We start from the raw sequence: 22,098 nt of genomic DNA on the forward strand, positions 1-22,098 counted from the left end.
TCAAGTCCCTTCTACTGTCAAATAACAGAAATCGATTCAGGCTGACTGTTTGCCCTCTTCTTTGCTTTCCTTGGTCCCGTCTATGACCTCTAAAAATGGTCCCATCGGAATTCCGGTTTCATTTGAAATAAGTCCCCCGGTGTAAGTATTATCTACACACCACATTATTTCTTTGGCCTCCTCATAGGCCTTATCGTCCTCTACGTAAACTAGTAATCCCCCGTTGTCATTATCAATTATCACTTTTGTAGCTACCTTATCTTTCTTACTCTTAACATAAATATCTGTAATTTCTGTACCCTTACCTGCATCGACAACGCACAGTCCCTTTGCATGGGATAGCTTTACTTCAAAAGCTTTTTGACCAGCCTGATCCACAACTCTCTTAACACTTGTTACTTCCGGTCCCATGTACTCCCCATTATAACAGTATTTAAGATGTGCTGCACACAGTGCAAGCCTTGCTCCTATAGGTTCCTTGGTGACAGGATGAAGATCATTGTCTTCTCCAAGTCCCATTGTTATGGCAAGTCCAGTGGCAGGAAGGTTCAAAAGTCCAGCCTGGGTAAGCCTGAATCTTCCCCAGTCATCATCTACAGGACAGTCAATCGTAAAGTTTGGAAGAGATACTCCGATAAACGGAAGATTTTCTTCGTTCCAGGCTTTTCTGTATCCCTCTACCTGTCTCTTTGTGAGGGCATTATAGTCATAACCGTCCTCCACATTGGATTCTCCCTGATACCAGCAAACACCGTCAATCGGGAAGTTATGACATGGATAAGTCATGGCATTATAAAGACCTGTTGACTTCCAGTTAATGAAATCTGTTGGAGGAATCATATCACAGCTTGCTCCAACGCGGTACTCCCAGGTTCCGTCAAGCCTTACTGATGTTTCCTCATTAAATATCTTGTAATCCTTGCCTGGAGTAAATCTTCCAAGTCCGGTCTCAACACACACTCTTATAACAATGGTATTGTCTTTTTCTCTGGTGAGGCCTTCCGGAATATCATATTTGCGTGGAGGATACTGGTATGGTGTATCTCCGACTCTCTGACCGTTTATAAACACAACGTCATTATCAACAATTGTGCCCAGGAAAAGACGGGCCTTTTCCCCTGCAAGTTCCCTCGGCAGGTCAAACTTTCTCCTAAACCACACACTACCTATAAAGCCATCTAAAACAGTGCCTTTAAAGAAGCCGGGAATCTGGAATTCATCCCATCCCTTATCAACTTGATAACTTTCCCAGTGCTCTTTAAATCCAAGATCTGACTCATACAGATTTCTTCTCCAGGTGTCGCCGTTAACCATATTGGTTTCCATGACCTGTTTTCTAAAATCTGCATCTGAATATTTATCAGCCTCTGCTAAAAGCTCATCGTAGCCCTCCAACATCTGTCTGCTCATCCAGGAGGATATTCTTGATCCGCCAAGGCTGGCATTGATAAATCCTACTGTCTGACCTGTGAGCATCTGAAGATGTTTGGCAAAAAAATAACCTGTTGCCGAAAAGCTTATGATTGAATCCTTATTAACAGATGTCCAGCTACCTGTGCGAAGCTCCTCAAGAGGGCCTTCGAAGCTGCTATCCTCTGTTATCTTGAAGGTTCTGATATTGCTGTTATCTTCTATTTCCAATAATTCCGGATATTTATCCTTAACTCTGATAACGGGAAGCTCCATATTGGACTGACCTGAACAAAACCACACCAGTCCTATCATAACATCATTTACGGTAATACTCTCTCCACTATCATCAGATACTACAAGCTTATATGGGCCGCCGCTCTCTCTGGCAGGAAGGTAAAGATCAAATCGCCCTTCCTTATTGCAGCTAATACTGCCAAGGCTCAGCACATTCTCCTTGCTGGCAGTTTCTGCATTATCCTCTACAAGAGAAGCTGTAATCTGAGATCCGGCTTCATCCCATCCCCATATATGTATCGCCTTTCTCCTCTGGAGCACAACTCCATCGGACAATAAACGCGGTAATCTAAGTCCTGACATCCTCTTTCCTCATTTCCCAAAACAGCGCCCGCTTTCGCAGGCGCCGTAGTATTTTTATCAGATGATCTTATCAAAGGTATCAGCAAGTGCAGGATATATTGTCTTGAACTGCTGATAACGAGCTTCATACTTAGCTACAAGCTCAGGATCAGGCTTCTCTGTCTTATCAACCTTAACTATAGCTGCTGCAGCATCCTCAACACTCTTGTATGCTCCGCAGGCAACCATAGCCAGCATTGCTCCACCCATTCCAGGGCCTTCCTCACAAACAGGCACATCAACCTCAACATTAAGAATGTTGGCAATCATCTTTCTCCAAAGAGGGCTCTTAGCACCACCACCGCAGATCATTGTGCGCTTAGGAGCAACTCCAATTGACTTAGCTACCTCATACATATCTCTTGTGGCAAAAGCAACACCCTCAAGAACTGCCTGAGTCATATCCTCTCTTGTTGTATCCATTGTGATGCCTGTAAATGTAGCTCGGGCATTAGGATTGTTCCAAGGAGATCTCTCACCCATAAGGTAAGGAAGGAAGAATACGTGGTTCTCACCAAGCTTCTCAATGCCCTTCTGCTCATCTGCATAATCCTTGGTCTTAAGGATTTCATCCATCCACCACTTGTTACAGCTTGCTGCGCTGAGCATGCATCCCATAAGATGGAAATGTCCGTCAGCATGATCAAATGAATGAAGTGCATTGTTGCTGTCTACTGCAAAGCTGTCAGCTGACATAAAGATTGTTCCACTTGTTCCAAGAGAGATGTTACATCTGTTATTGCCAACTGTACCTGTTCCAACTGCAGCTGCTGCGTTGTCTCCGGCTCCTGCTGCGATAACTACGTTCTCGTTAAGTCCGAGCTCTTTTGCAAGCTCAGCCTTAAGTGTTCCAACCTTCTCAAAACTCTCGAAGAGCTGTGGAAGCATATCCTCTGTGATTCCGCAGATGTCACACATCTCTTTGGACCACTTACGATTCTGAACATCTAACAGAAGCATTCCTGATGCATCAGAGTAATCTGTGCAGAAGCTTCCTGAAAGCTTATATGCAAGATAATCCTTAGGAAGCATTATCTTCTTGATTCTCTTGAAGTTCTCAGGCTCATTCTCCTTAACCCAAAGAATCTTAGGAGCTGTGAATCCGGCAAATGCGATGTTTGCAGTGTACTTGGAAAGAGTCTCCTTACCAATCTCACCGTTAAGGTAGTCAACCTGTTTCTGTGTTCTTCCGTCGTTCCATAAAATTGCAGGTCTTATTACCTCATCATTCTCATCAAGAATTACAAGACCATGCATCTGTCCACCAAAGCTGATACCTGCAACCTGTGACTTGTCAGCATCCTTAAGAAGCTCCTTAAGTCCCTCGATTGCCTGTGAGTACCAATCCTCAGGTTTCTGCTCAGACCATCCCGGCTGTGGAAAGTATAAAGGATACTCCCTTGAAACTGTTCCATGAATCTTGCCTGTCTCATCCATCAAAACCAGCTTAACGGATGATGTCCCCAAATCTACACCGATATAAAGCATACCTACCTCCTATATATTGTTCGCTTATATAATTCCATTTACTTGTCTGATATTACAAATCGAATACCATCTTGTATTATCGATTTGATTACAGGATATATCTTACAAGTATTCTCCCCCGTTTTCATTTCGTATCTTGCTTTTTACTTCTTGATTATTGATATCTCCCTACAGAATCACCAAAATCAAAACAATCAAAATGACAATTGCCAGCACAGCCCCTGCCACTATAAGGGACAGTTTCCGCCTGGAAATCCCGTGCCTGCCTTTTATTTCCATATCTTTTTCCGCATCATCAGCTTCAAGATCAGCACCACTATACTTAAGCGGATCTATCTTTCTCATTTTCTGAGCCACCAGAACTATGAAATCAAACAGACCGATGTGCTTTTCCAGAAAACTAACTAACGACTCTTTGACATGCTTCTTTTTTAGTATCGCTATCATGGCTTTCTTATTCTTACCAATAAGCTCAATAATAAGATCGTGATTTGTGACAAAATCTATAACTCCAAGCATATTGGTATTAAAACCGTTTTGCTTAAGAATTTCTCTGACATTTGCTATCATCTGCGGTTTTTCAGTCTTATATCTTAAGATATATGCCAAAAGATCTGCCGCACTATCCATATATCTTTCATCGATAAAGGTATCCGCTATCCTGTCTGTATCTCCTGATTTAGCACAAACAATGATATTTCCCAGCATGTTTGCTACTTTTTCTCTGACATCCATCTTATATGTCCTGATAAAGCTGTTAAGCATAATATCAAGATCCATCATCTTTTTATCCTGGCCCTTGGACCTCCATAAGGTCATAGCCCCCATACTATCAAAGAAAAGAACCGCGTTGGCACAGTGGTTTTCTGCAAATCCCAGTCTTCCGTAATTAGTTCCAAGATAGAACTGTCTGGCTCCCACATCATTAAGAAGAATGTTTACAAAATCACTTTCTGCAATGATATTGGTTATTTTTCCTTTATTCTTGATGATCCTGGCAACATATCTTTTTATGAATTCATCTGAAAAGCCCTGCCCGTCAAAGGAGAAACAGTTATCGACTCTATCATCCATGATGGTTATAAACTTGGATTTGTTGCCGCCCTTGGAATGACCGGTTACAGTGATGGTTTCGCACCCTGTGAAGTCCAGAGACTGAAACCAGTTAAGGGCATTGTTCTGGAATTCCGTCGGAACCTGATATAAGCCGGAAACATTGTCTATCCACTCGGCATCAGACTGGGTTCCCTTAAAAGCTATAATAGCCTCATTTGAAGAAGGATCAAAAAGATACGCACTTCTTCCGCCACCTGCCCCCTCACTTTCATAGTGGATCTGTCTGATAATGATATTTCTTAAGTGTTCGTTGGGTTTAATTGACCAGAGTATTTCTTTATACTCAGCTCCTGTAACTCCCGAGCTATACTCTTTATCATCGATGATCTCAGCAGCTTTTCTCAAAACGCCATTAACATAATCACCGATTGTCTTGGATTCCTGGACAGGCGAAAGAAAGGTCCCTTTGGGGCCACCTAGATTTTCGCAGTATAACAGATTGTTTATAAGAACGATTTCCTCAAGCGAAAGACTACTGCTCATAATATGTCACCCCCGCGCTTATGAAAGCTCAAAACTGTCAGAATACAGCCTGTCCATTACCGGATCCCCTTCTGCATTCTTTAGAACCACAACATACACGTCTCCTTTTATTCCTGCCTCCTTAAGGCTCGTCTCAAGTTTTCCTATCTCATTTTCATAAGAACCCGAGGGAAGCCTAGATCCATCAAGAAAGATCTTTATGTCATTCCCTGCATGAACATCTCCTCTAAGAACCAACGCAGGGTCCAAATCCTGTCCCAGCTCTTTTCCGAAATACTCCCAAAAGCTTACGTTTACTTCTGCAACAGGAAAGCCTCCGTAACCAAGAAGTTTTTTTACCGCATCTGATGCACCTTCCTTAATTGTTTCCCCATAAAAATCATCACGGATATCAAACGCGCCATCTTTATCCCAAACCATGGCAATAAAGGCTGAAGCTCTATCCACTCCTTCTGCCTTGTAATACCACTCATTGTAATCTCTTGCGGTTCCTGCCTTGGGCTCACAGCCGGTAACCTCAAAGTTGTAATCCTTATACTTATCTGTAAGATAAGCCTTCACCGCCCTAAGTTCGCTTAAAAGCTCCTTATCCTCATCGCAGAGCTCACCTTTTTCCACTTCTTCAGAGTGAAATGTAATTCCCGACAATACTTTTTTCTCTTCACTTGATAACTCCATCGCCTTCTCCTCTCTTTCACCCCTTACTTAATCCTGATATCCGTTATCGCCACCATGTCACCGGTTATTGCTGCGTACACCTTATCACCGCCATCGGTAATTACGGTGCTGTTTTGTATAGCAACGCCCATATTTGTTGTCTTTGTTGTAATTGTATTTCCCTTAACCGAAAAGAGTACTTCGCACTCCATTCCCTCTTTATTGATAGCCTTCCACTCATTCCATCCGGGGAATGAACTCTCTCTTTTCATTGAGAAGCTGTTTCTAGCATAGAGATCGGTTTTATCTATCTCTCCGTTTATCCTGATCAGGGCATATTCCCTGTAGCCCGGTCCTCCAACCTTTCCATCCTCGGAGTAATACAAAACTATATATGGGCAGTGCCACACCAGATTGGATGCAGGCAGACTCATAGTATGGAATGAAAGTTTCATATCTCCCGTAATCTCCATACCATCCGCATAAGCTGAACGGTGTCTGTCTATCTGTACGTTAGGCACATCGGATTCCATGCGTTCGATATAACTTACCACTTCTGCAATCCTCTTTATGTCGCCCTCTTTGGTCTCTTCTTCATTTTTTTCAACCGTGATATCCGTAATATGACAATTCTCTCCGGTCAGAGCTATGGATGCATACTTGGAGCTGTCAGGAAGCGCAATTATCACATCCATATCCTTCTTTCCATCTGTCATATTGATCTTAACGTGGTCCTCATATTTAGTAGCAATGATAATATATTTACCCTCAGGCCACTCAGAATTATCCTCAACAGTTTCTGTTTTCACTTCCATGTTTCTGGCATCTGTGGAAACACTGTGCCCATCAAACCATACTTCGGCATATTCCATATACTTGTATGCATCTATAGATTTGTAATTATCATGAATACGCCTGTCATAGGAATCAAATACGATAATAGAAGGCCCGCTGTAGTCTCCCTCTTTTTTCTTTTGAGGCTCACACATAAAGCTGATGTTGGTGGACATTTCATCCAAAAGAACTCCCACAGAAATCTTATCCCTGTATTTACCGCATACTAGTTCTTTTTCAACATCTGCTCCCGGCCGTGAATTCTTGACTGCTTCTTCTCTTGAATCCGCATCAAGTATATCCAGCATGATATTTGTAAGCTCAGGATCCAGTCTGTTTCCGGATTCCTGAATAAATTCCTCTCTTACCATAGGCTCCGGTAAGGGCTCACTATACTTGGTCTTGGTGGTCATGGCATCATACCTGTCTACTACAGCCATGATTCTTGCAACCTCAGGAATTTCTTTTTCTTTAAGTCCCTCAGGGAAACCTGTACCATCATAGTTTTCATTGCAATATTTAGCCGCCACTGTGAGGATTGGATATTCAGTGATATTTGACAAAATATCCGCACTAATATTAGGGGTCTGTTTGAAAACTTCAAACTGCTCCGGTGACAGCTTGTCAAAGTTTTCAACAAGTCCATCCGGAACCCCCATGATTCCTACATTATGAAGAAGTGCCGCAAAATATATCTCATCAATTTCATCCTGAGTCTTTCCCATGGCCTTGGCTATTCTTCCGGCCATCTCTGCTGCTTTGGCAGAATGTCCCTGGGAGAAAGCGTCCTTTTTTTCCATGGCAGCAACAAAGGCAGTGGCTGTCTGATCAAAAAGCCTCCTCATACTCTTCTTGTCTTCCTGCAAACGCTCCATTTCAATCTCATGAGCCTTAAGTGCCTGCTCATTAACATCAAGGTAGGCAAAGACATAAAGGAAGATAGAAACAAGAACCATGGCCATATTCACAATAGATATTCCATAGGCCACAAACTGAATAAGTGCGCAGACAATAGGAACCACCAGATATAACCACAAGGCAGTAAAGATGATACGGCTAAACTTTTTCTTGTATTGCCATATAACCGTAAACTGCAGGATTGGTCCTACAATAGGAGCTACATAACTAATCCAGAAATATGGTCCCCTGTGATATATATTGTTGGCATCAAAGCTATAATACAGTCCAGTAAACGCAGCTACTACAGAAAGAACCATTCCCAAAGCCGCAATAGCCCCTACAATCTGAAGTCTCCTTGGCACAGCCGCCAATTGCCCTTCGTTGGTTAGAAGATCAGCAAGATAGATATTAAAGCCCATTACTATGCCAGAAGTCAGGAAAAACACTATGAAATTACTGACTCTTACCATAATATAGCCTTTTGGGCCTCCAACACCGCTGTATATATAAGCCGCTCTGTCAAAGGCCAAAAGAAAAGTTGCTATAAGCTCCATGTTGATCAATGCCCATTTACGCTTCTTTGACAAAAATTTGGTAATGAGCAGCAGAAGTGCCATCGCCATGCTGACAGAGCTTAGACATAACATAATATTTAGTTGGTAAGTTCTGATAAGATCAAACATAAATACACTCCGGCAGCTTATTCAAACAGCGCTTCCATTGCATCCCAATCAAAGGTTTTAAGGAGTTTACCAAGCTTATCCATTTTCTTGGCATCCTCAGGAGGAAGTCTAAATTTCTTGATCTGTTCAAGAATCATTTCCACAGCATCATAATCCATCTGAGAGATAACATCCTTAAGTGCACTGTAAGCATCCTTAAGATCATCTTCGGAAATCATTTCCTTTCCGTCATCTTCAGTCTCAGATTCGAATTCCTGATCCATTTTCTTTAGCTTAGCTTTAAAGGCTCTGTAATCAGTCAAGAGAGCTTTGGTATTCTTATCAATTAATTCCTTATTTCCATTCTTGCCTGCTTCCTCAAGACTTGCAGCCATTTTGGAAAGCTCCAGTGCTCCGACTATTCTTGCAGAGCTCTTAAGGGCATGTACCTTAATGGTATATAGCCTAATATCATCTGTCTCATAGGCTTTTTCAATGACTTCGATGTTGTCATCAATGGTATCCAGGAACAACCTTATTGAGAACATGTAGTTAGAGATACCTCCGGAATTAGTTATTCCATCATCCACAGATAAGCCCTCTACATCTCTGATCCAAAGCATGTTCTCCGGAAGTTCCTTAAGTTCCTCTTCTGCCTCCTCGTCTTCTCTTTGCATTACGATTTCAGGCGGCAGGTGCTTTAAGATTGTACTTTCCAGAGCCTGGCTGTCTACAGGCTTGGACAGATAACCGTTAAAGCCCTTAGAAGTATAGAATTCTTCTCCCACTGAAGCATTTGCAGTAAGCGCGTAAACCGGCAGATCAGGATGAGTCTCACGAATTTTTTCCAGTGTCTCAATACCATCCATTCCCGGCATCATGTGATCAAGAAGAACTACGTTGAAATCTGTCTCTTTTATCTTTTCAATCGCTTCTTCTCCACTGTCGGCAGTAGTTACGAATATCTTGGTAGCCTTGAGAAGTCCCTTGATAACACTAAGGTTCATAGGCGTATCGTCAACAACAAGGACATCTGCATCAGGCGCAATAAACTTAGGTACATACGGACCGTTTGCAGAAGTATCATGCTCAATAAATACTCCGATAGGGGTTGAATCTACAATTCTCTGTTTCACAGTAAGAATGAATTCCGAGCCTTCGCCGTAAACACTTTCGCACCAAAGCTTACCACCCATCAGCTCCGCAAATCTTCTGGAAATATCAAGTCCCAGTCCGGTTCCCTGGATAGCGCTGTTCTTTTCCTCATCGAGTCTCTCATAGGCGGTAAAGAGTTTCTCCATATCCTCCTCTTTAACACCAATACCTGTATCTTTTACCGAAAACCTCAGATCACAGATATCATCTGTTCTGGCTTCCATTGATACTGTAAGAGCAAATCCACCACTCTCCGTATATTTAACAGCATTTGTCAAAAGATTCAGCACAATCTGCTTGATTTTACTACAATCCCCATACATTCGTGATGGAAGGATTTCATCAATCACAACTTCAAAAATCAGCTCTTTTTCTGTACTTCTTGAACGGATCATAGATACTATGGACCGAAGCTGATCCTGAACATCATATTCCTGCTCAACAAGATGCATCTTGCCGGACTCAATCTTGGACATATCAAGAAGGTCATTGATAAGGCCTAGCAGTGACTCTGTAGCATTCCTGATATCCAGAGCATAGTTCATCATAGAAAGGAAATAAGGCTTAGGCACATCTCTTGCATCTTCTCTTAAGATCATCTCATCCATACCCATAATTGTATTGATAGGAGTTCTGATCTCATGGGACATATTGGCAAGGAACCTGGATTTAGCTGTGTTAGCCTTCTCAGCTTCTTCCTTGGCCTTTCTGATTTCTTCGTACTGTTTGGATACAACCGTAGCCTTTAAAACTCTCCATACGATAAAGCCTGCCAAAAAGGCAACCATAAATATCATCAGAAGCTTAACCGCAAACAGCTCAAAGAAATGAGGCTTTTTTACAATCAGGAATCTCTCTTCCTGGGCCACAGCTTCTTTGTCATTTAAGACCTGTATATGAAGAATGTAGTTGCCATAATCAAGTGAGGTATACTCCAACGTGGAAAGATTGCTCTTTTGAGCCGACATTCCCACATTTTCTTTTCCCTCAAGGAATACCCTAACCATAGGATTCAGCATTGTATAGTCCATTACCGAAGGCGTTATCCTTATTCGACCATCCGATGCCGGCAAAATGTAGGTTCCCTGGGAATTAGGCGTGATCAGTTCATCGTCACAGTATACTGACTGAACACCAATCTTTAATTTCTCGCTTCTATCATTAATCTTATTTATATTTACCCTGATTACGCCTTTTCTTCCCGGAATATAAAGGTTTCCGTCATCTTTCTGATATCCAAAGGAAGCAGAAGTAACGGCGTAAGGCATACCATTGGAAATGGTGTACAACTTATAGTTCTTAACATCATCCTCAAGCATTTCCTGGGCCTTGACCCTGTATATTCCATAGGATGAAAGGATCCACAGTCTGTCATTGTCCCCATAGTAAATGTCATAGTTATTGTTAAACGGGAAGGATTCTATATTTTTAATTACTCCATCCTTGATATAGCCTATGGAGTTTGAAGTGATGATCCATAAAAGATTTCTCTCATCATCCTTCTTAAGTCTCATTATTACTTCACTTGAAAGGCCATCCTCGAGACCAAGCCTCTTCATGGTAAGCTTATCAAAGACATAGAGGCCGCCTCCATCTGTACCTGCATAGATTTCGCCGTTTTCGTCTTCAGCCACGGTAAGTACTACGGAGTTCTTCATACCGGAATCAATGCCATATGTCTTTGCTATACTTCCGTTTCTGATTATGGTCACACCGCCGTTGGAGCCCACAATAATAGAACCATCCTTTGCCTCAGTAATGCATCGTATGGAATCATCCTTAAGACCATTTTCCGTAGTATAAGTTGTCAAACTTCCTGCAGCAGATAGCCTTATAAGTCCCTTTCCGTTCGTATAGGTGGCTACCCACAAATCCCCTCTGGAGTCTTCGATCATACAGCGTATTCTGGTATTCTCAAGATATCTTGTAAGGTTATTATTTATCAGCTGTCCGTTATCGCTCAATACATAAAGGCCACTGTCTGTTCCAACATATAACATACCATTGTGGTGGCAGGTGGCGTTTGTAACTACCTCAGGAAGCCCATCTGACCTTGTCATATCAACAAAGTCGTCTGTAACCAGCTTCATTACGCCCTGTGTAGAAGACGCAATCCACATATTCCCCTGATAATCTGCAGTCTGCATCTCGATTGAACTGTCAATTGGCAGTCCTTCCAGCAGAACTAGTTTTCCTTCTTTATCGATATATCCGCATTTAGAAGTGGAAGATACCCATATTCTGTCGCAATCATAGGAAATCCAATGCACTGTACCCAAAGATTTGGACGACAGGGCATCCATACGTATGGCTTTGTCTCCGAATATTCCGTGATATATGTATCCTCTTTCTGTACTTATATATACTTTTTGGGAATTATGCGGATCTGCCAGAATGGTGGTGATCTTAGCCATGCCAAGCTCTCTGCTGGTATAAACCTTAGCTACTTTGCAGTTTACTATTGAAAAGACCTTACCATTACCTGTTTGTCCGTAAATAATTCCATCAAGTCCGATACTAAGCTTTAAAACTCTTTCATTTCTAAGCCTGGGGTCATTCATTTCATGAAGCATCATATCTTCGCCGACATAGCAAAGTCCTGCTGTAGTTCCGATAATAATGTTTCCACTATAATCCTCAGCAAAATGCCTTATTGAAGAAGATGGAAGCCCGTCAAAAATCGTATACTGTCTCCTGCTTGCTCCATCTATAACTACAACGCCATTATCATTTGTTCCGACCCAGATTCTCTTTTGGCTGTCTTCGAAAATAGCTCTGGCACTGGTAAGACCGTTGTCAGTGCTAAGTCTCTCAAAGGTTGAACCGTCATACTTTATAACACCGCTATAGCCTCCAAGCCAAACATAACCATCGCTTGCTCCAAGAATGTACATGGCATCCGATGTAGGAAGGCCATTTGTGGCATCATAAACATAGGCTGCATATCCTGCCCCATCCATCTGGTTGGTCACAGCATAGCCGCCGCCAATTCTTTTTACCTGCTCATAAGGCAAAAGATTACTTGGCTCCGAAGCATTAGCTTTGAGCACAGGAACAAGAGCCATAATCAAAAGAACTATCGCTGTAAATATGGTCAGATATTTAGTTTTTACCCTTTTACCACATTTAAACGTTTTGATCACCATATTTCATCATGATTACTTTTATTTCCGGAAGGGCATCCATGAATGCTTCAAGGCATTTAGGATCAAATACTGTTCCGGAAAATCCATTCATTACTTCAAGTGCTTTGTCCAAGGACATTGCTTTTCTGTATACTCTGTCAGAGGTAATGTCATCAAATACATCCGCAATTGCCATAATTCTTGCAGATAATGGTATTACCTCACCATGAAGTCCCTCTGGATAGCCTGTTCCATCCCACCTCTCGTGGTGATAAGCTGCCATGTTTCTTGCTTCCTTAAGGTAGTTATCACCATTAGATGTACTTATGGCATTTTCCAGAATCTTCTTACCCTCTGTTACATGAGTCTTTATTATCTCGAATTCCTCTTTTGTCAGTTCTCCGGGCTTTTTCAGAATTTCATCCGGCACTTTTATCTTACCCACGTCATAAAGTGGTGCTGATCTGACAATATCAGACATAAACTTAGGAGTAAGTTTTTCCGGATAATATCCTTTTTTCTTGAGACTTTCAGCCACAATCCTGACGTACGCCGTGGTCCTTTGGATATGAGCACCCATATCAAGGTCTCTGTTCTCAACCATATCCGCCATGGTCATAATAAGACCATCCTGCATCTTGGCTGTGGACTCCGAAAGCCTTCTGATACTTCTCATCTGTTCCGCCTGACTTAAGATCAAGCTGCAAATGCTTTGATAAAGCATTTCCGTTTCATCTCCGGTGTGGATATCAAGCGCTCTTATCTCTCTGACATTTTCATCCATCTGTTCCTGAGAATCGCTTCCTTTACTGAATCTATCCAGAATCTCAGCCATACTGCTTATTGGGTAAGTACTGAAAACGTCTGTCGTCCAAAGAGCATATGCCACAATCAGTACAAAAAATCCTGCCAGGATAATCGCTACCTTGAACACAAAAATCCTCATATAATCTGCCATATAAGCCAGCGAAACATCTGCAGCGAGATAGCACACAGTACTTCCAATGGAATTTTTTAGCGGATAGAACAAAGACATCTTCCAGTTTCCAAGGCCTCTGATCTCTTGATATGCCAATTCTCCGTCAAATAAATCAGCATCAAAAGCATGTATTTCCTCATATGGCACTAATTGCCCGGCCTCATAGGTCACTTCATCTTCATCTGAGGAAAAATCAAAGACATATCTTAATCCATTATTTTCCGGAATAATCACATAAAGGCGGCTTACTCCATAAGCATTCTCTTTTATGGTTGAGAGCAATGATCCAACCATTAAATACTCCTGAGAATCTCCACCATCCTTGATAAAATTACTGATTTGGGAGGGATCCATCATGGTTGCGGTAAACTCCAGAGCATTCCATGCATTTTCCACCCTTGCATTTTTTTCATTCTCGAAATAAAGACTTACTCCTATCCATCCCATAATGAACACAAGAATCAAAGAGGCACTTACCAATGTGACCGTCATCCTGGTTCTTGCAGATAATTTAACATCCTTAACCCAACTTCTGATTCGCCTTAGCTCGTCTCCGGACAAAGGCTTTTGCTTCCATCCGGAATTTCTTACCACTACTATCTCATTTTCCGGCGTAAAAACTATGACCAGGAAAGCGATGATTGTTGTTATAGTCTTGTCCAATAAGTTTATTAGTATGTTTCCAACGAAAAAAGCTACGGTAGGTGAAAGCTTAAATGAATCCTGAAGAGGAGTTGAGAGCTCTGATACTATCTCATTTTGGCCAGCGCCAAACAGAATATTCTGTATGATGGCCCCCAATAATCCTGATGCCAAGCCTGATGTAACTGCAAAAATGACAGCTTTATCTATTCTCTTAAAAGAGTAGTTCATCCCATACCAGGATGCGTAAATAGCTACCAACACATTTACAAACATGAAGTATAGTGAATTAGTATCTATTACCGCGCATAAAGTATTTGACAAAACTGCAGTTAAAATTCCGGGAAACAGACCTCCAATCCCTGCTGCTACTATTGTTCCTATGGTATCCAAAAAGAACGGAAGTCCAAAGCGATTAGAAATAAAAAAAAGCAGCACATTAAATACCACACCGACTACTACCAACACGATGCGCCATTTATTGCTGCCTTTTTTTATGTCTAATCCTTGTTTCAACAGTCTTCCCTCCGATATAATCAGCGAAAAGCCGCTGCTCTACTTAAGTAAACGCTGACTCTGGTTACCCGGAGCCAGCGTTATCTCTTTTTTCATATCTTAGTCCAGATGATCCTGACCATGACCTGAAGATCCAAGTCTTACAAGTGCTCTGTAAAGCTTAGCTTCGGCACGAACTCTGGCTTCATTATCCAGAAGTTTATCTTTGAGCCTTTCTTCAGCTCTTTCCTTGGCTGCCTTAGCTCTGGCAACATCAATGTCCTCACTCCACTCCCAAGTGGTTGGAAGAACTCTGACTTCGCCATTCATTACAGAAAGCATTCCTCCGATACAGGCTGCTTTTCTCTCCTTGCCATCCTCCATGGTAACCTTGGCGGTTCCCATTCCAATGGCGGTACAGTAGTTGGTGTGGCGAGCGAGTATCTCAACATCACCCTCTATCGTACGCAGCAGTATCTTTTGAACTTCGCCCTCGTATTCAAGACCATCTAAGGATACAACCTGTAAATGATATGTACTGGCCATATTTTTTCCTCATTTCTCTTGTATCATCCATGAATACAAGGCGTCATCACTGTTTCTTAGCCTTCTCAAATACTTCATCAATGGTTCCAACAAGAAGGAATGCTGACTCCGGAAGATCATCGCATTCGCCGTCAAGAATCATCTTGAAGCCACGGATAGTCTCTTTAAGAGGAACGTATTTACCAGGAAGTCCTGTGAACTGCTCAGCTACTGAGAAGCTCTGTGACAGGAAGTTCTGAACCTTTCGGGCTCTGTAAACGGTAAGCTTATCCTCTTCTGAAAGTTCGTCCATACCCATGATAGCGATGATATCCTGAAGTTCACGATATCTCTGAAGCACCTGCTGAACACCCTTGGCTACTTCATAATGCTCTTTTCCTACGATATCAGGTGAAAGGATACGGCTTGTTGAATCAAGAGGATCAACAGCAGGATAAATACCCTTTGAAGCGATATCTCTGGAAAGAACGGTGGTAGCATCCAGATGTGTGAAAGTTGTAGCAGGAGCAGGGTCTGTAAGGTCATCAGCAGGTACGTATACGGCCTGAACTGATGTGATAGATCCCTTCTTGGTAGATGTGATACGCTCCTGAAGAGCACCCATCTCTGTAGCCAGTGTAGGCTGATAACCTACGGCTGAAGGCATACGTCCAAGGAGGGCTGAAACCTCTGAACCAGCCTGTGTAAAACGGAAAATGTTATCAATGAACAGAAGCACGTCCTGATTCTTAACATCACGGAAATACTCAGCCATTGTAAGTCCGGAAAGACCAACTCTCATTCTGGCTCCCGGTGGCTCGTTCATCTGACCGTAAACAAGTGCGGTCTTATTGATAACTCCTGATTCCTTCATTTCTCCGTAAAGGTCATTACCTTCACGAGTACGCTCACCAACACCGGTGAATACTGAAAGTCCGCCATGAGCCTTAGCAACGTTGTTGATAAGCTCCATGATAAGTACGGTCTTACCTACGCCGGCACCGCCGAACAAACCGATCTTACCACCCTTAGCGTAAGGGCAGATAAGGTCAACGACCTTAATTCCGGTTTCAAAAATTTCTGTAGCAGGGACCTGGTCCTCGTAAGCAGGAGCCGGACGATGGATTGGCCATCTCTCTACTCCCTCTGGGGCAGGCTCATTATCTACAGGTTCACCAAGCAGGTTGAAAATTCTTCCCAGGCACTGTTCTCCAACCGGCACAGTGATTGGGCTTCCGGTATCAATTGCATCAACACCTCTGACAAGACCATCTGTTGAACTCATAGCTACGCAACGAACAACATCATCGCCGACCTGCTGAGCAACCTCAGCAATAAGTTTACGGTCTTCGATCATAATCTCTATGGCATTGTGAAGATCAGGAAGCTCACCCTCTTTAAATCGGATGTCAAGTACAGGGCCTGTAACCTGTATTACCTTTCCAACATGATTTTCACTCATTGTTAAACTCCTTTATAGGTATAATAGTGATCAGCTTTCAGCACCCGCAACAATCTCTGTGATTTCCTGCGTAATGCTTGCCTGACGAGCTCTGTTATAGTACAGACTTAAGGTCTCAATCATTTCCTCTGCGTTGTCTGTGGCTGCTTCCATAGCTGTTCTACGGGCAGCAAGCTCACTGGCATAAGAAATATTGATACTGGTATAAAGAATTCCCGCCAGATATTCCGGAACAATAGCATCGAACACTGTCTCACTGTTTGGTTCATACAGGATAAGATCCTTTGGCTTTCCATCACTTTCTTTTTTCTCTGTTGAAAGATCTGAAAGTGGAAGAAGGGATGTCGCTGTTGGAACCTGTGACAACATGGACACGAAGTTTGTGTAACACAGGAAAACATGTCCAAATCCATCACCGCCGTATGATCCGCAGATAATTTTTGCTATCTGGAAACAGTCTGAGATAGTTATCTTGGCAACCTCGGCATATTCCTCAGTAAAAATAGGAATATTTCTGTGTTTAAAGAACTCCACAGATTTTTTACCGATGGGAAGAACTGTCACATCCTCCTTGTCCTTAAGCTCTGCCTCGACAAACTTAAACAGGTTCGAGTTATAACCTCCCGCAAGACCTCTGTCTCCGGCGATTACAACATACAGCCATTTCTTATCATTATCTCCGCTCTTGGTGAAGATAGACTGGAAATCAGTGTTTCCATTGGCTATATCTGTAAGTGTCTCCAGCATCGTCTTAAGGTAAGGCTTAGATTCATCAGCCCTTTCCTTGGCTTTACGAAGCTTACTAGCTGCAACCAGCTGCATAGCCTTCGTAATCTGCATAGTGCTCTGGACGCTCTTGATTCGGAGTTTAACAGCTTTCATTGATCCAGCCATTATTTATCCTCCTTATCTGCTCTTAACAAATTTATCAGTGTAAGCGTCTAGTGCTGCCTTTAACTTATCCTCAGTCTCTTTTTCAAGCTTGCCAGTCTCACGAATATCGCGCATAGCTGCAATTCCGGAAGGATTCTGATCAAGGAAGTCATAAAGACCTGCTTCATATTCAGCAACGTCGCTGGCTTCGATTTTCATAAGGATGTTATTTACTACCGCATAAAGAATTGCTACCTGTTTTTCTACAGGAACAGGCATATTCTTGTTCTGCTTAAGTACTTCCACGATTCTTTCACCCTGTGCAAGACGAGACTTTGTGTCTTCGTCAAGGTCTGAACCGAACTGAGCAAAGCTCTGCAGCTCACGGTACTGTGAATAAACAAGCTTAAGCGTTCCGGCAACCTTCTTCATAGCCTTGATCTGAGCGTTACCACCAACTCGAGATACGGAAATACCCGGGTTAACCGCAGGCATAATTCCCGAGTGGAAAAGCTCTGTCTCAAGGAATATCTGTCCGTCTGTGATAGAGATAACGTTTGTAGGGATGTAGGCTGATACGTCACCGGCCTGTGTCTCGATGATAGGAAGGGCTGTAAGTGAACCTCCTCCGTTCTCATCTGAGAGCTTAGCTGCTCTCTCAAGGAGTCTTGAGTGCAGGTAGAAAACGTCTCCGGGATAAGCTTCACGTCCCGGTGGTCTTCTGATAAGAAGTGAAAGTGCTCTGTATGCTACAGCGTGCTTTGATAGGTCGTCGTAGATACAAAGTACGTGTTTACCCTTTAACATAAAGTACTCACCCATAGCACAGCCTGTGTATGGAGAAATGTACTGAAGTGGTGAAGGCTCTGAAGCTGTAGCTGCTACAACGATTGTGTAGTCCATAGCTCCGCCCTTCTTAAGATCCTCAACAAGGGATGTAACTGTTGAACGTTTCTGTCCGATAGCAACGTAGATACAGATAACATCTTTACCCTTCTGGTTAAGGATTGTGTCCACAGCGATTGTGGTCTTACCGGTCTGTCTATCACCGATAATAAGCTCACGCTGTCCTCTTCCGATAGGGATCATGGAATCGATAGCCTTGATACCTGTCTGAAGTGGTTCTTTAACCGGCTGTCTTGCAATGATACCGGGAGCCGGCGATTCAACCGGTCTATATTCTGAAGCTTCGATTGGTCCCTGTCCGTCAATTGGCTGTCCAATGGCGTTTACAACACGTCCAATCATCTGCTCTCCTACAGGAACAGATACAACTCTTCCTGTACGCTTAACGGTCTGTCCTTCGCTGATACCAACATCTTCTCCGAACAATACCGCGGATACTACTGTTTCCTCGAGGTTTTGAGCCATTCCGAATGTACCATTCTCAAACTCCAAAAGCTCTCCGGACATACAGTTCAAAAGTCCGCTAACTCTGGCAATACCATCACCAACGGTAAGAACTGTTCCGGTCTCGTTCTGGATAATTGCATTCTGATAGTTCTTTATCTGGCTTCGAATGACCTCGGATATTTTTTCTGGTTTTAGTTCCATATCATCCTCCGATGTATTTTATATAACCGTCTCATCGACGCGTCTGCGAAGCTCGGATAACCTTCCTTTGACTGTTCCGTCAAAGAGCTGTCCCTCCAGATCAACTCTAACGCCGCCCAGGACGCCGGGATCTGTCTTCTGTTTCAAAAGAATCTTCTTACCACTGATCTTTTCCAGTTTCTCTTTAAGGTTAGAAAGCTGCTCATCGCTGAGCGCTACAGCTGTTGTAACAAGTGCATCTGCGATTCCGTGTGCCTCGTTATAGCTTCTTCTAAAGCGCTTCTGACATGCAGAAAACTCTCGTAGAAGACCTTTCTCAATGAGAATCTTGATAAAGTTCATCAGGTACGGCTGCAAGCTTCCATCGAATGCTTCATCAACAAGTTGCAACCTCTCTTTCTTAGGGACTGAAGGTTCCGACAGGAGTGTCACGTAATCGGGATTTTCTTTGAAAATCTCTTTTACTGCCTCCATTTCGCCCAGTATTTCATCCGTAAGGTTCTCTTCCGCTGCCAGATCATATAGGCTCTGCCCATAAAGATCTCCAGCACTACTCATGATTTATTCTCCTTACTTAAGCTCCAACTTTGTTAATAAAATCTTCGATAAGCTTTTTGTGATCGGCCTCGTTGATTTCTTTTTCAACAACCTTTCCTGCAATATCCATTGCAAGACCACCGATTTCATCTTTGGCCTCGTTGATAGCCTTCTTCTTCTCCTGTTCAATATCAGCAGCAGCTCTGGCTTTGATTCCAGCAGCCTGCTGTTCTGCCTCCTGCACAATTGTGTCGGCTTTCACCTGAGCTTCTTTCTGTGCTTCAGAAACTATTGAAGCTGCTTCAGCATGTGCATTTGTAAGAGAGCTCTCATACTGTTCTTTGAGAGAATCGGCTTTATCCTGGGCCTCTCTTGCCTCTCGGATCGTTTTATCTGCAAGATTTCTTCTCTTTTCAAGGATATCGTTGATAGGCTTAAAGAGGAATTTCTTGATCAGAAATACCTGAATGAACAGGTTGATTATCTGAATGATAAACGTCCAGGGCACCAATGTAACTAATTCCTGCGTCTCTTTAGCGTCCGCAGTGATCAGCAATAGGGCCTGTATATCCATAATGGTCTCTCCTTTTTTCTATTGGAAAATGTTTACTGAAGGTATCCCATAAACATACCAGGTGCAACGAAGATAAGAAGCAGACCTGTAACGAAACCGTAAATACCGGTTGTCTCTGCAACCGCACAACCAAGAAGCATGGTACCTGTAACATCGCCCTTACACTCAGGCTGACGTCCGATAGCTTCAAGTGCCTTAGAAACAGCAGTTCCTTCACCAATACCAGGACCAATACCTGCGATAAGTGCACATCCTGCACCAATACCACATCCTGCAAGTGCAATACCTTTTGCTAGCATCTGAAAATCACCCATATTATTTAGCCTCCTAAATGATTTAATTATGTTTTTTATTTATTTAGTTTTAATTTTTCGTGCTATCGGATTGTTCCATTTCATTCCCACAATCCTTCTATCACCCTTCCTCTGCCGCGTTGGCGATATACATTACCGTCAGCATACAGAAGATAAATGCCTGCATACAGCCTGAGAACCAGTCAAAGTAAACACCGGTTACTGCCGGAATACCTATGCCCAGAATCGGAATCTTGGAAAGGAAATTTCCAACCGCTCCGGGAATCAGTCCGAATATTGCTGCTGATGCAAGTCCTAAAGCCCAGTAAATAAGTCCGTCAATAACTACACCGGAAAGAATATTTCCGAAATGACGGCAAGCCATACTTACCGGAGTCGCCAACTCGGACAGAATATTAAACGGGGTCATAACAGCAATTGGTGTTGTGAATCCTTTCAAATATCCGCCAAATCCGTTGGTCTTAATCTTGGTGGCAGTGATCATTATGAAAACAACTACTGCCCAGGCCGCTTCTGTTGATAGGTCTGCTGTTGGACTTCGCAGTCCTATAAGGCTTATCAGGTTTGATACCACGCTGGTAGCAAAAAGTGCTGAAACAAAAGGTATCAGCTTATCAAACTTGTTGCCTCCTGTGTTGTTACGAACAAAATTATTGCCCGTCTCAACAAGCATCTCCGCAAAAGCCTGTCTTTTCGAAATGTTCTCGACCTTTAGGTCCCTCGTCAGGAATATACATAAACCTGTGATGATAGCCATGACAAACCAGCTTACTATAAGCGTCTCTGTCAATTTGAAGTCGCCCAAAACCGGTATGCCAGTATGGAAGGTTTTGTATATCTGCGCATAATCAACTTCGAAACTACTATTCATGCTTTCGCCTTCAACCTCCTTTCCCCGCAGACATAATCCCGCGTAGTTTTATGGTAATGCTAGGTATAAACAGCGGAACAATGCCCGCCACCAGATTAAAAACTGGAACTACTATAGCAAGTATCACCCAAAGAAGCTGCATAAGTGTGCGATAGCGAAGGCTTACGCCCATCTCCTGTCTTGCTCGCTGCTCATCTTCAATGGATGTAACTTTCTGTACTGTAATTGCCATCCAGAAAAAATTCCCGACAGCCACAAAAAAGCCGATAATTCCAGCTAAAATCACTTTGTAATCAAATGGCACACTATAGCCGAAGGGTAAATCCTTCGGAAGCACCATGTGCAATACAAAAAATATCGCGAACATGATCAGGACACCGATGCCTGTCCCTATAGCGATATTACGAGTTTCCTTTTTTACTGCGTCCTGTAGTTTAAACATCAAGTCAATCTCCCAACAATAAAAGTAATCAGATGTGTTTGTTAAAATACACCTCTCCCGGATCCCGATCTTTTTTCTTTTTCTCTTCCCTGTGAACAACTGACAGATAGACCTTATATGCGGTCGTCATAGAACCACCGAGCCCCAAAATAAACCCCGGTATATAAACCCACACACCAACAGACAGTTTGGTGCATAGAAGATAGCATGCAAGCAAACATAACAATAACGGCATCAGCAGCGACAATCCCAGCTGTCCAACCATAGCAAACTGCCCTAATAACTTGGATATTTCTCTCATTTGCATATGGCTACGTTACGCTCCTTCCTTGTCACATTTTCTTAAGCCGTTAACGCTATA

17 protein-coding genes are annotated in these 22,098 nt (G+C 42.8%); all 17 read right to left on the reverse strand.

Annotated elements, in window-relative coordinates; genetic code table 11:
* Window positions 1-36: 36 nt before the first annotated feature.
* Window positions 37-2,010: a sialate O-acetylesterase gene (locus G613_RS0113085; protein ID WP_029233044.1), complete on the reverse strand. Its 1,974-nt coding sequence runs from the start codon at window positions 2,008-2,010 to the stop codon at window positions 37-39.
* A gap of 57 nt (window positions 2,011-2,067) precedes the next feature.
* Window positions 2,068-3,537: a xylulokinase gene (gene xylB, locus G613_RS0113090; protein ID WP_029233045.1), complete on the reverse strand. Its 1,470-nt coding sequence runs from the start codon at window positions 3,535-3,537 to the stop codon at window positions 2,068-2,070.
* Window positions 3,538-3,705: 168 nt separating this feature from the next.
* Window positions 3,706-5,136 (reverse strand): Mbeg1-like protein, encoded by a 1,431-nt coding sequence (locus G613_RS0113095; protein ID WP_029233046.1) that lies wholly within the window; start codon window positions 5,134-5,136, stop codon window positions 3,706-3,708.
* An 18-nt stretch (window positions 5,137-5,154) separates the two neighbouring features.
* Window positions 5,155-5,814, reverse strand: coding sequence for a hypothetical protein (locus G613_RS0113100; RefSeq protein WP_029233047.1), 660 nt, complete (start codon window positions 5,812-5,814; stop codon window positions 5,155-5,157).
* A gap of 23 nt (window positions 5,815-5,837) precedes the next feature.
* The gene (locus G613_RS0113105) at window positions 5,838-8,210 is read right to left on the reverse strand and encodes an HD domain-containing phosphohydrolase (RefSeq protein ID WP_029233048.1); all 2,373 of its coding nucleotides are present in this window, start codon (window positions 8,208-8,210) and stop codon (window positions 5,838-5,840) included.
* A gap of 17 nt (window positions 8,211-8,227) precedes the next feature.
* A complete protein-coding gene (locus G613_RS0113110) occupies window positions 8,228-12,490 on the reverse strand; it encodes a hybrid sensor histidine kinase/response regulator (RefSeq protein WP_029233049.1) in 4,263 nt (1,420 codons plus the stop codon).
* Window positions 12,471-14,606: an HD domain-containing phosphohydrolase gene (locus G613_RS18105; RefSeq protein WP_029233050.1), complete on the reverse strand. Its 2,136-nt coding sequence runs from the start codon at window positions 14,604-14,606 to the stop codon at window positions 12,471-12,473. Before G613_RS18105 ends, G613_RS0113110 begins: the two co-directional genes overlap by 20 nt.
* 99 nt (window positions 14,607-14,705) lie before the next feature.
* Window positions 14,706-15,131 (reverse strand): ATP synthase F1 subunit epsilon, encoded by a 426-nt coding sequence (gene atpC, locus G613_RS0113120; protein ID WP_029233051.1) that lies wholly within the window; start codon window positions 15,129-15,131, stop codon window positions 14,706-14,708.
* A gap of 46 nt (window positions 15,132-15,177) precedes the next feature.
* Window positions 15,178-16,572 (reverse strand): F0F1 ATP synthase subunit beta, encoded by a 1,395-nt coding sequence (gene atpD / locus G613_RS0113125; RefSeq protein WP_029233052.1) that lies wholly within the window; start codon window positions 16,570-16,572, stop codon window positions 15,178-15,180.
* Between the two features lie 30 nt (window positions 16,573-16,602).
* A complete protein-coding gene (atpG, locus tag G613_RS0113130) occupies window positions 16,603-17,466 on the reverse strand; it encodes an ATP synthase F1 subunit gamma (RefSeq protein WP_029233053.1) in 864 nt (287 codons plus the stop codon).
* 12 nt (window positions 17,467-17,478) lie between these two features.
* A complete protein-coding gene (atpA, locus tag G613_RS0113135) occupies window positions 17,479-18,999 on the reverse strand; it encodes a F0F1 ATP synthase subunit alpha (protein WP_029233054.1) in 1,521 nt (506 codons plus the stop codon).
* A gap of 18 nt (window positions 19,000-19,017) precedes the next feature.
* Entirely contained in the window at window positions 19,018-19,557 is a 540-nt protein-coding gene (gene atpH / locus G613_RS0113140; RefSeq protein WP_029233055.1) for an ATP synthase F1 subunit delta, read from the reverse strand.
* Window positions 19,558-19,573: 16 nt separating this feature from the next.
* Window positions 19,574-20,110, reverse strand: a complete 537-nt coding sequence (atpF, locus tag G613_RS0113145) for a F0F1 ATP synthase subunit B (RefSeq protein ID WP_029233056.1) — start codon at window positions 20,108-20,110, stop codon at window positions 19,574-19,576.
* A gap of 32 nt (window positions 20,111-20,142) precedes the next feature.
* Window positions 20,143-20,424: an ATP synthase F0 subunit C gene (gene atpE, locus G613_RS0113150; protein WP_026662145.1), complete on the reverse strand. Its 282-nt coding sequence runs from the start codon at window positions 20,422-20,424 to the stop codon at window positions 20,143-20,145.
* A 100-nt stretch (window positions 20,425-20,524) separates the two neighbouring features.
* On the reverse strand, window positions 20,525-21,295 hold the full coding sequence (locus G613_RS0113155) for a F0F1 ATP synthase subunit A (RefSeq protein ID WP_029233057.1): 771 nt from the start codon (window positions 21,293-21,295) through the stop codon (window positions 20,525-20,527).
* Window positions 21,296-21,305: 10 nt separating this feature from the next.
* Window positions 21,306-21,737, reverse strand: coding sequence for an ATP synthase subunit I (locus G613_RS0113160; RefSeq protein ID WP_029674940.1), 432 nt, complete (start codon window positions 21,735-21,737; stop codon window positions 21,306-21,308).
* Between the two features lie 28 nt (window positions 21,738-21,765).
* A complete protein-coding gene (locus tag G613_RS0113165; protein WP_196805064.1) occupies window positions 21,766-22,044 on the reverse strand; it encodes an AtpZ/AtpI family protein in 279 nt (92 codons plus the stop codon).
* Between the last annotated feature and the right edge of the window lie 54 nt (window positions 22,045-22,098).

It is taken from the genome of Butyrivibrio sp. VCB2006 (assembly GCF_000420945.1).
GTDB lineage: Bacteria > Bacillota > Clostridia > Lachnospirales > Lachnospiraceae > Butyrivibrio.